The sequence below is a fragment of the Chitinophaga sp. 05T412 genome (assembly GCF_056396465.1).
Window position 1 is genome coordinate 79,085 of record NZ_JBFTLN010000024.1, and the last position, 11,274, is coordinate 90,358.

At 43.7% G+C, this 11,274-nt stretch carries 9 protein-coding genes; 8 read left to right on the forward strand and 1 reads right to left on the reverse strand.

The genetic code is table 11. The features are described from left to right. The first annotated feature begins 46 nt into the window (after positions 1-46). The 8 genes from AC1DFM_RS33560 to AC1DFM_RS33595 all read left to right on the forward strand — a co-directional run bounded on the left by AC1DFM_RS33560 (position 47) and on the right by AC1DFM_RS33595 (position 10,293). Positions 47-2,236 (forward strand): GumC family protein, encoded by a 2,190-nt coding sequence (locus AC1DFM_RS33560; protein ID WP_477081160.1) that lies wholly within the window; start codon positions 47-49, stop codon positions 2,234-2,236. Beyond that, positions 2,236-3,324 (forward strand): acyltransferase family protein, encoded by a 1,089-nt coding sequence (locus tag AC1DFM_RS33565; RefSeq protein WP_477081161.1) that lies wholly within the window; start codon positions 2,236-2,238, stop codon positions 3,322-3,324. Before AC1DFM_RS33560 ends, AC1DFM_RS33565 begins: the two co-directional genes overlap by 1 nt. A gap of 19 nt (positions 3,325-3,343) precedes the next feature. Then, the gene (locus tag AC1DFM_RS33570) at positions 3,344-4,693 is read left to right on the forward strand and encodes a lipopolysaccharide biosynthesis protein (protein WP_477081162.1); all 1,350 of its coding nucleotides are present in this window, start codon (positions 3,344-3,346) and stop codon (positions 4,691-4,693) included. Further along, positions 4,690-5,910, forward strand: a complete 1,221-nt coding sequence (locus tag AC1DFM_RS33575) for a glycosyltransferase (RefSeq protein WP_477081163.1) — start codon at positions 4,690-4,692, stop codon at positions 5,908-5,910. Before AC1DFM_RS33570 ends, AC1DFM_RS33575 begins: the two co-directional genes overlap by 4 nt. Before the next feature lie 107 nt (positions 5,911-6,017). Beyond that, a complete protein-coding gene (locus tag AC1DFM_RS33580) occupies positions 6,018-7,508 on the forward strand; it encodes an O-antigen ligase family protein (protein WP_477081164.1) in 1,491 nt (496 codons plus the stop codon). 11 nt (positions 7,509-7,519) lie between these two features. Further along, a complete protein-coding gene (locus tag AC1DFM_RS33585) occupies positions 7,520-8,236 on the forward strand; it encodes a TolC family protein (RefSeq protein WP_477081165.1) in 717 nt (238 codons plus the stop codon). 52 nt (positions 8,237-8,288) lie between these two features. Further along, positions 8,289-9,113: a carboxylesterase family protein gene (locus AC1DFM_RS33590; protein ID WP_477081166.1), complete on the forward strand. Its 825-nt coding sequence runs from the start codon at positions 8,289-8,291 to the stop codon at positions 9,111-9,113. Positions 9,114-9,135: 22 nt separating this feature from the next. Then, the gene (locus AC1DFM_RS33595) at positions 9,136-10,293 is read left to right on the forward strand and encodes an acyltransferase family protein (RefSeq protein ID WP_477081167.1); all 1,158 of its coding nucleotides are present in this window, start codon (positions 9,136-9,138) and stop codon (positions 10,291-10,293) included. On the opposite strand, the gene AC1DFM_RS33600 is transcribed toward AC1DFM_RS33595, so the two are convergent. Further along, positions 10,294-11,274: PKD domain-containing protein (locus AC1DFM_RS33600; RefSeq protein ID WP_477081168.1), on the reverse strand; the 981-nt coding region annotated here is incomplete at its 5' end.

The window sequence follows — 11,274 nt, forward strand, 5'->3', positions numbered from 1 at the left end:
GGGTCTTTCAGATTAAATTATTTTACACTTTAAAGAATCCGTCAATATGGATCTGATTTATTTATTTAACTCCTTAATGAAACGAAAGTGGCTGATTATTATCAGTTCATTAGTAGCTGTACTGGCGGCATTTTTGTTAACCCGCCAACAAGAGAAATTATACAAATCAGTAGCACAAATTGCTACCGGGTTTACCAACAGTGACCAGGTAAAACTGAAAGACGAAAGCTTCAACATTTACGAAATTGACACGAAGTTTAATAACCTCATCGAGTCATTAAAATCTCCGCGGGTGTTGGGCATGACTTCTTACAACCTCATGCTGCATGACCTGCAAAACCCCGATAAGCCTTATCGCCAGCTCACCGCGGAAGATAAGAAAAGTGAGGTGTATCGGACCCTCGACCGCAAAAAAGCCATCGAGGTATTAACCCAGAAATACAACGAAGAAAAGCTCCTCAGCTCCTACGATCCAGAAGAAAGGAAAATTCAGGAGTTGCTGAAATTATACAAATACGACCTGGAAACATTACGCTATGTATTATACGCCGGCCGTGTACAACGTACTGACTTTATTGATATACAATATCGCTCCGTAAATCCGGAACTCTCCTCCTACATCGTGAACCAGGTATGTACAGAGTTTCTGCGTAACTATGAATCTTCCCGGAATCAACAAACCGTGCAGAACATAGAAACACTGCAGAAACTGGTGGACCAGAAGAAAAGAGACCTGGATGAGAAAATTGCCAATATCAAAGCCCTGGGTACGATGGACGTATCTGTGGAAAGCTCCAGCAAACTGGAACAGATCAGCAATTTTGAAAACAGACTGGTAGATGAAAAAGGCATTTATAACAGCGCCGTACTTGGCCTGCAACAGGTAAATGCGCGACTGGCAGACAACGAACGTTCTTCCGCACAGTCCTYCGCAGCTTCTTCTGCTATCAACAACGAACTCTCCTCCCTGCGTAAACAGATGAATGATACCTATGCTGAATACGTAAACAAGGGAGCTAACAATACAGAGCTGTTTAACAAATACCAAAAACTGAAAGCAGACTACAAAGATAAACTCGTATCAATGTCATCTGCCGCTCCCACCGGTACTACCGGAAATTCCAAAGCAGACCTGCTGCAGAAAAAGAGCGACCTGGAAATACAGATAAAAAGCTCTGAACAAAACATTGCAGCCTATCAGCAAAAAATCAAACAGCTGAACAGCAGCATTGGCGCTGTAGCTTCCCGCAGCGCGAATAACCTCGCCCTGCAAAAAGAAGTAGAACTCGCGCAACAGGAATACGAAGGCATTAAATCCCGCTACGATGCTGCTACCAACAGCAAAATCGCACCCATGGATAGCTTCCGTCAGATATTGTTCGGACAACCGGCAGTAGAACCAGAGCCTTCCAAAAGACTCATCATCATTGCGCTGGCGGGTGTATCTATGTTTGTGTTTTGCTGCATTGCCATCATCTTCTTCGAGTACCTGGATATTTCCATCAAAACACCGTCTAACTTCCAACGGGTAACCGATGTAAAATTACTGGGTGTGGTAAATCATATTAATATCAAACACAATCCCCTGGAAAGCATCTTTTCTGAAGAACAGCCTAAGAAAAATACGAACACCACTTTCCGGGAACTGTTAAGAAAGCTGCGCTACGAAATGGAGCACAGCAACAAAAAAACATTCTTATTTACCAGCAGCAGAGCGGGCGAAGGTAAGTCCACCATTATTAAAGCCCTCGCCTACAGTTTAAGTCTGAGCCGCAAAAAGGTACTGATCATCGATACCCATTTCCCGCACAATTCACTTACCCGGGATTTTGAAGCGGCGCCGATACTGGAAGCGTTCGATGAAACACCCACAAATTTCTCCATGGAGCAACTGAAGCAATCTATTACCACCACTAATATCGCATACGTTGATATTATTGGTTGTGAAGGTGGAGAATATACACCTGCAGAAATTCTTAAACAGAATAACCTGTTGGAATATCTTAAAAAGATAGCCGAAGACTACGATTATATTTTACTGGAAGGCGCTCCATTGAGCGACAGATCCGACAGTAAAGAACTGATGAAGTATGTAGATGCCGTAGTGATGGTGTCTTCTGCCAAATCCAGTGTGAAACAAACAGACCGGGAAGCGATAAGTTTCCTCACTGGCCTGAACGGAAAATTCAGCGGTGCCGTGCTGAATTTTGTTGAATCTGAAAATATCAATATCTGATGAGCACCTTGTCGGTAAATACTTCTTCCGGGAACAGACTGGCATGGATAGACTATGCGCGGGGCATCGCCATTATACTGGTGTTGTACCGGCATATCTTTGAAGGGATTTCCAGATCAGGTGTGGAAGCTGCCCAATACAGCTGGCTGGAAAACGCCAACATTATTTTTTACAGCTTCCGGATGCCCCTTTTCTTTATTCTGTCAGGTGTTTTCATTGCCAAAAGCCTGGCCAAAAGAAAAATGAAAGGTTTGATCCTTAACAAGGTAAGCATTCTCTTATATCCTTACCTGCTGTGGTCCTTTCTGCAAATCTCTATACAAATCCTGCTGGGAGGCTATGTGAATGCCAACCGCAGCATCGCTGACTATGGATATGTTTTCGTTTTTCCGCGACGTATAGATCAGTTCTGGTACCTGTATGCCTTATTTAACGTTACCGTTTTATATATCGTTACCCGGGAGCAATTGCGCTTTAAGGTATGGCATCAGTTGCTGTTGGGAACCGTGTTGTACTTCTTTTCCAGTTATATTTCTGTCAAACATATTGACCTGGGATTTGTGTATGATATCTGCCACTATTATGTATTCTTTGCACTAGGCGAATTGGTATCAGATAAAATTCTCGACAGTAGCAACTTTCAGAAATTCAGTTCCTGGAAATTGTTTGCAGGGCTGCTGCCTCTTTTTGTAATAGGGCAGTTTTATTTTCTCCAAACAAATCTCGCGGTAAAAGACAACCTATTTGTGGAAGAGCATCAACCCCTTCTTTTTGCATTGATTGCATTAAGTGGCTGTGCGTTCATGATCAACATCTCTTTTTTACTGCAGCGTTACAACAGCGTAAAAACTTTACGGGTAGTGGGTTTTCACTCCCTGTACATTTATGTATCACATGTATTGGTGGCATCCGCGGTGCGTATGTGTCTTGTTAAAATATTACATATAACCTGGTTACCAGCCATACTGGTCATATGCCTGCTTTTTGCAGTAGTCATTCCCATATTGCTATATCAACTGGCGATGCGCGCAGGCGCCTGGTGGTTGTACAGCCTGGAACGACCTACACTAAAACCGGCTACTAACTGATTAAATTAACTGCCAACTAATGAGTGAACCAAAATACACCTACTGGCTCAAATCAGGCATCTACAGCGGCATGCAGAAGATGGCTGTGCTGATGTTTGGTATATGCAGCGTGCTGGTACTGACCAGGTCACTGACGAAATCGGATATGGGTGTATGGAACCTTTTTCTTGTATATACCGGTATCATCGAAATAGTGAGACAGTCGCTGATTAAAAATGCGGTCATCAAATACATCAATGGTGAAAGCGCTACCGAACATCCGCATATTCAGTCCGCCGCGCTTTACCTGAACCTAGTGATTACCATTTTTATCGGATTGCTGATTGGTATTTTCATATATCCCGTGAGTGGTTTACTGCAAGCTCCTGATCTGGCGCCGGTGATGTACCTGTTTTTACCAGGTCTGCTGCTACTTATCCCCTTCTCTCATTTTGAATGGATACAAAATGCGAATGCCGATTTCAAGGGAATATTCTGGGGATACCTTAGCAGACAAGGAATTTCTTTCTCCCTGATCATTATAGATCTGGTGCTGACAGGTCATGTGTCGCTGACAGCGCTGATCATTTATTACAACGCAGGACTGTTGGGTGGTACCCTTATTTCCTTTTTCTTTGCGCGGAAATTTTTACACCGCGGCCTGCAGCTGCATAAAGCCTGGTTAGTGAAGCTGTGGCATTTCGGGAAATTTGTATTTGGTACTAACATCAGCTCTTCTATCTTCCGTAATACAGACCAGTTCATTATTTCATCTTATATTTCTACTTCAGCGGTAGCCTTATACGGTGTTTGTATGCGCATCTCTAACCTGGTAGATGTGCCCTCCCAGGTACTCGGTGATATCCTTTTCCCCCGTAGTGCCAGGATGATGGAAGATGGCAACCTGAGTATGGTGAAGTATTACTACGAAAAGGCAGTCGGCGCTATCCTGGCTATTGCGGTACCCGCCAGCCTGGGTATTATGCTGCTCCCGAAACTGGTACTTACCATTATTGCCGGTAAAGAATACCAAGAGGCCGCTTCCATCCTGCAGGTGACTATCTGCTATGGATTATTCCTGCCTTTCATCAAGCAGTTCGGTACTATCATGGATTCTATCGGATCTCCGAAAACTAATTTTGCAGTCATCACGACCACGGCTATATGTAATATTTTCATCTGCATCGGCTTCACCCGTCAAATGGGACTGATGGGCGCAGCCTATGGTACCATGACTTCCTACGGCATCTGTTTCATTATCACACAAACGATTCTTTACCGTAAGCTGAATGTGAGTTTGCTGAACGTATGGAAATATATGCTGCAATTTTATCCTGACATGTTATCTGTTGCACAGCAACGCTGGAACCTTAAATTCAAAACCAGATGATCCGCAACAGAGACATTATCATCACCGGCTTACAACCCTGGGACATCTCCATCGGCAGCAATTGTAAAAACATTGCGCTGGAGCTGGCCCGTCACAACCGGGTATTATATGTAAACCGGGCGCTGGACAGGATTTCTGCCATGCGTGGCCGCAACGATCAAAAAGTTCAACGGCGGCGTAGCAGTCTGAAAGGCCATACCGATGACCTGATACAGGAAGCTCCTAACCTCTGGACCTTAGACCCCAGAACCATTTTGGAGTCGATCAACTGGGTGCCTTTTGCCCCCTTGTTTGATCGTTGCAACCTGGTCAATAACAAACGGCTGGCAAAGGAAATTAGCCAGGCTGCAGCAAGGCTTGCGTTTAAAAATCCATTGCTGTTCATTGACAACGATTTCTTCAGGGCTTTCTATTTGCCGGAGTTATTGGATGTTAGCGATACCATCTATTATATCCGGGATAAGCTCACCAGTCAGCCTTATTTCAAAAAATACGGTGAACGCCTGGAGCCTATGCTGATGGCCAAATCCACCATGGTAGTAGCCAACTCTGCTTACCTGGCGCAATATGCCCAACAACATAATACGGCCGCTTTTGACATTGGTCAGGGATGCGACCTGAGCTGGTTGCAGATGCCACTGGGCACCACGCCAACGGAACTGGCTGATATTCGTACGCCCATCATCGGCTATGTAGGTGCGCTCATTGCGTCCCGGCTTGACATTGCGCTGCTGGAACAAATAGCAGCCACTAAACCGGAATGGAGCCTGGTGTTGGCAGGACCCGAAGATGCTGCATTTAAGGCGAGCAAACTGCATCAGCTGACGAACGTGCATTTCCTGGGGAATAAGCCGGCAAACGAGTTACCCGCTTATATCAACAGCTTTGATGTTTGCATCAATCCACAGGCAGTGAACGAAATGACCATCGGTAATTACCCGAGAAAAATAGACGAGTATCTGGCATTGGGTAAACCGGTTGTAGCCACTACTACCTCTGCCATGGAAATGTTTGCACCTTATGTTTATCTGGGAACTGGTGCTGCGGAGTATATCGGGCATATTACCCGGGCTTTGCAGGAGCCTGCCAGCAGCCTGCTGCGGGAAGATAGAAAAATATTTGCGATGTCGCATACCTGGGAAAACTCAGTAGCCGCCATGGGCCGGCATCTGGCAACCCTTTCAGTCACAAATAAAAATGAATACCATGCAGGATAATCGATTTTCTGACGACAAGTTATTGCAAATCACCGTAACGATATTCTTTGCCTTTACGATGATATTCCTTTGTCTGAAAGTTTTATTCTTCTGAAATAAATTAAACTATGGGTATTTTTTCAATCAATGCTTCATCACGTACAGGTGCCAAAATACTGGATACGCCATGGGCATATGTATCAATGCTACTGGTAGGCCTGGCAATCAGCTATGCCATCACGTTCATTGATTACAGACTGGGATTCATACTGATTGCGGGTTTACTGGGAATGACAGCTACATTGGTATGCTTATTTAATACCCGGCTTGGCTTTTTCATCACTACGGTGGTGGCATTCTTCATGTTCTATATCAAACGCATGACGGATGACCAGGTACCTATGGGCGTAGCGGTAGATATACTCATTGCCGTTACTTTCATTGGGGCCTACTACCGGAAAACAATTCTGAAACAACAGTTATGGCGCCACTTCAGTAATCCAATTACTTACATCTACCTCATCATGCTGGGCTTCCTCATCGTGGAGTTATTTAACCCCTCTATGTATTCTATAGCGGGCTGGATATTTACGATGCGCAAGTTTTTCAACTTTGTGATGATCTACTTTACCGGTCTTCACATTTTTAACAGCAAGAAGGATGTGATTGACTTCCTGAAGCTATGGATGGCATTGGCAATACTGGCTGGTGTTTATGGATGCTTTCAACAATGGCATGGCTTATTGGGCTTTGAGGAAAGCTGGGTAATGAGTGATCCGATACGCTATCGTTTATATTATCAGGGCGGAGATATCCGGAAGTTTTCCTTCGTATCCGATCCCACCGCATATGGCCTGCTGATGGCTACCAGTATCGTTTTTGCCGTTATCCTTATTTTAAACACACCACATTCCAGACAACGCACGATCCTCATTATCGGCACCCTGTTCATGTGTTTGGGAATGGCTTATTCCGGTACCAGAACCGCCTATATCATGATTCCGGCAGGACTGGCGGTATATGTACTGATGACGATTACCAACCGGAAAACACTGATGTTCATGGTAGGCTTCCTGGTATTTTTCAGTCTGCTCATATTTGGTCCTTATCATAGCAATGATACTGTAAACCGTATCCGTACCGCGTTCGAGTTTTCGGACGATGAGTCCCTGAATGTCAGAGACAAAAACAGGGAAATGATACAACCTTACATGTTGCGTCACCCTATCGGAGGAGGCGTTTGTACCAGTGGTGTACTCGGATTGGAGTACAATCCCGGCCATCCGCTGGCAGGCTTTCCGCCGGATAGCGGCTACCTGCGCACTGCGCTGGAAACGGGATGGGTAGGGCTTATACTCACCTGTCTTACTTATTTCATCACGCTGTACATGGGTGTTATCAATTACTACCGTAGCCGCACCAAAGAAGTAAGGGCTATTTATGTAGGCATCATTGCCAGCTTATATGCCTATATCGTTGCCAACTATGCTCAGGTGGCTATCGGGCAGATTCCGGGCTCCTTCTTCTTTTACAGTGCCATGGCTATTATCATAAAGCTGCAAAGCTTCGAAACAACAACCGAAACAAGTACTGATATCAAAAAAAACAACATCGCTTAAAACAATACAACATGAAAAAGATCATCATCTTCATTTCCTTTTTGTTCCTCGCTCCCATTATGGCCTTACAGGCTCAGGTAAAAAAAGTAAAGGCCCCGCAGGAATCAGCTGTCGCTACAAAAGACATTAAAGATAAACTGGTGGAACTGGCATTGAAAAATCCGTCCATTAAAGTAAGAGATTATGAAAAAGATAAAACCGTTTACGAATTAAATAAAACCGGTACCTCCTGGTTAAATTATGTAACGGCCAGCGCCAACTTCAATGACGTATCATTAGGTAAATTCAAAGGCACCAACGACCCTCGTAATCAGCTCTACTACCCTCTCTGGAACGTGGGTATCAATGTGCCACTGGGTACCCTTTTTGGCAAGCCTAACGAAGTAAAAATTGCCCGCCGCAATGTGGAAATCGCTACCGCTGAACAGGAAGTAGCACATCGTCAAATTAAAACGATGATCCTTTCCAAATACCACGATTTCCTGATGACCMGGGAAATGCTGACCATGCAAAATGAAATGGTGGAAGACGATTACGCTATTTTTTCACAGGCAGAAACAAAACTGGCATCTGGTAGCATTTCCTACGAAGAATACAGCGCTGCCTCAAAAAAATACAATGACGACAGAACCAAAAAACTTAGCCTGGAAAGAGATCTGAACGTATTTAAATTAGAGATTGAAGAAATAATTGGTATGAGATTAGAAGATGTGCTGGCACAACCTTAAGTGCCTGGCATAGCAAGGAAAATATTTTTTTTAAATCTAAGTAGTAATTATCATGTATAGTTATAGAAATATGCTTACTTCATTGTTGCTCCTCTGCTGTTTATTCAGTAGTCTGCCCCTGTTAGCCCAACGTAATATGGACAGCATCCTGGTAGCCGCTACACAATGGAATAAAATAGGTGCCCTGGTTCATTTACCTGATGATTACAACAGTACACAAAACACCTACCCGCTCATCATTTTCCTGCATGGAAAAAGTAAATCGGGTAATAATCTAAAACGTTTAATCCTGGAAGGTATTCCTTACTGGATAGACAATGGTCAAAAAATACAGGCTAAAAATCCGGTGGATAAAAAGCTGTATAAATTCATTGTGGTAGCGCCACAGGCGCCCAGCTGGGGACTAAAGCCGGATGAAATAACAAGGGTATTGGATGATGTGGAAAGCCATTACCGGATAGACAAATCGCGCATTTACATCACCGGATACAGTGCCGGAGGCTGGGCTTCAGCCATGGCTATTACCGACTCTAAAGCACTCGCCAGCAGATTTGCGGCGGCTGTTCCTATGTCTGTTTCTACCATTGATGAAAAAAATCTGCGCCAATTTAAGTTTGCCGCAGATGCCAATGTTCATTGCTGGTACTTTGCCGGTACAGAAGAAAAGCATTTCCTGGAAGATTGCCAACGGTACGTAGACAGTACCAATAAATATAAACCAGGATTAGCTAAAATGACTGTCCTCGAAGGATTTGCCCACCATTCATGGAAAAGTTTATACGATGCCCGTCATAAAACGAATGGGTTAAGTATCTATGAATGGATGCTCCAATTCCAACGAACGCCGGAAACAGTAAAAAAGACCCGGGCACATTGATCTGATGCTATAAAAATCCCTGATGAAAGTTTATTTTAAGAACCTGGATGCCATCCGGTTTATTGCAGCATTGCTGGTAGTATTACATCATGCGCAGTTTTATAAAAAAGAAAGTGGGTTGTCTTCATGGACATTTCTCAATCACAGTTTTGCCGATACAGGACGTATTGGCGTAAATCTCTTTTTTGTACTAAGTGGGTTTCTTATCAGTTATCTGCTGTTAAAAGAAAATAGTCAGACAGGGACTATCAGCTTCAAAAATTTCTACATCCGGCGCATGTTAAGGATATGGCCTTTGTATCTGGCGTATGGCATCACGCTGACTGCATTATCGCCGTATATCTTTCAAATGCTGGGCCTTCCAGCTGTGCCGGATGTGAAGATCATTTTAACCAATCTTGCTTTTCTGTTACTCTTTGCAGTAAACATACAGCTTGCCTTTTTCCCTTATAACAAAGGAATTCTGGAGATTACCTGGTCTGTATGTATTGAAGAACAGTTTTATCTTTTGTGGCCATTACTGATTCTATTATTCAGGAAACGATTGAAGACACTCTTTATCGTAATGCTGAGTATTGGTTTTCTGAGTAAAACCCTTTGCCTGGTATTACCACTGTTTTTCAACGTAACAACCCCGGAATTATTTGGTATCAACTATGTGCTGTTGTTCGATAAACTGGAACTGTTCGGAATGGGAATGTTTGCGGCTTATATCCTGTTCAACAAACACCTGTATGCGGGCTTCCTGAACAGGATCTTAAACAGGCGGACACAATGGATCATGCTTATCTTAACCATACTGGTTACTTTTTCTATTATCAATATCCCCTGGCTCAGTAAAAATTACTACGATCACTTCATTCACGCCATATTATTTGGCTACCTGATGCTGATGGCAGTAGCAGACAACAGCATTCTGCACCTGGAATATCCATTACTCAAAACCATGGGAAAAATATCATATGGCCTCTATTTGTTCCATGGCCCCATCTGTCAGCTATTGCTGATGGTGTTTCAAAAGATGTTCAAACACCTGCAGCCCGTTATTACCTACGAGATTATTTATCCTGCTGCCTGTGTAGTGGTGAGCTGTGGTGTTGCGTATCTTTCTTACGAACTATACGAAAAACACTTCCTGAAAATAAAATCAAAATATGCGGCCATTCAAACCCGCGTATAACTAATTTACTTTGACGAATTTTTTTGACATTTTAAATGCTTTATTATCGCTTACCTGGAGAATATACACACCACCTAACAGGTTGGTAACATCCAGCATTTGCCGGATATGGGTAACAGTGCCTAAATCAAAAGTAGTCACTATCTGACCGGTATTATTGAAGATCCTGACCAATATAGGCGCAGGAGCTTCCAAATCAAGTTTTAATGTCAGTTGAGTAGATACCGGATTGGGGAAAATACTCATCTCATTAACACCACCATTATGATCCGCTCCCTTTACCGCTACGCTTACCGTGGCGGTGGCGGTGTTATTATTTTCATCTGTAATGGTCAACAAAAAAACATAAATTCCTTCATAAGAAAAATTAACAGTAGTGGTGCTTTCTCCCGGAGATGCAATCGCCACACCTAATGAACTGGTTTGAAGCTGCCACAGATATTTTACAATTCGTCCGCCGGTAGAATAAGATTTAGAACCATCCAGGATAACGCTGCTGACCGGCAACTGTATCACCTGACTATTACCTGCATTGGCCACCAATTCACCTTTTACAGGCATTACAGTTACTGTTACATCCGCAAAAGCACTTTGTCCTTTATCATCTGTAACACTAAGCCGAAACACATAACTACCGGGCGTTGTCAGCTGGCTGACCGTCGTGGTAATTGCAGCAGGAGTAGCTATCTTAGCAGTTAGAGGTCCGGACACCTGGCTCCATTTATACGATACAATACTGCTACCTGCAGCAGGACTGGCGGTACCCGTCAGTGTAGTAGCGTTAACAGGTAAAGTGATGGTAACAGGATTTCCTGCACTCACCGTAGGCGGTATATATACCGGCGCGTCTTTCACCGTTACCGTAACGGTGCTGCTGGCGCTTTGCCCTTTATCATCTGTGACGGTCAACTGAAAAACATATTGCCCGGCGGTAGTCAATTTTGTAATGCCCGTACTGAGTGCGGTGGCGCTGCCTATGGC

Coding starts and splice junctions, on each gene's coding strand:
- AC1DFM_RS33565 (WP_477081161.1), top strand. CDS start 2,236: ATGAGCACCTTGTCGGTAAATACTTCTTCCGGGAACAGACTGGCATGG.
- AC1DFM_RS33570 (WP_477081162.1), top strand. CDS start 3,344: ATGAGTGAACCAAAATACACCTACTGGCTCAAATCAGGCATCTACAGC.
- AC1DFM_RS33575 (WP_477081163.1), top strand. CDS start 4,690: ATGATCCGCAACAGAGACATTATCATCACCGGCTTACAACCCTGGGAC.
- AC1DFM_RS33580 (WP_477081164.1), top strand. CDS start 6,018: ATGGGTATTTTTTCAATCAATGCTTCATCACGTACAGGTGCCAAAATA.
- AC1DFM_RS33590 (WP_477081166.1), top strand. CDS start 8,289: ATGTATAGTTATAGAAATATGCTTACTTCATTGTTGCTCCTCTGCTGT.
- AC1DFM_RS33595 (WP_477081167.1), top strand. CDS start 9,136: ATGAAAGTTTATTTTAAGAACCTGGATGCCATCCGGTTTATTGCAGCA.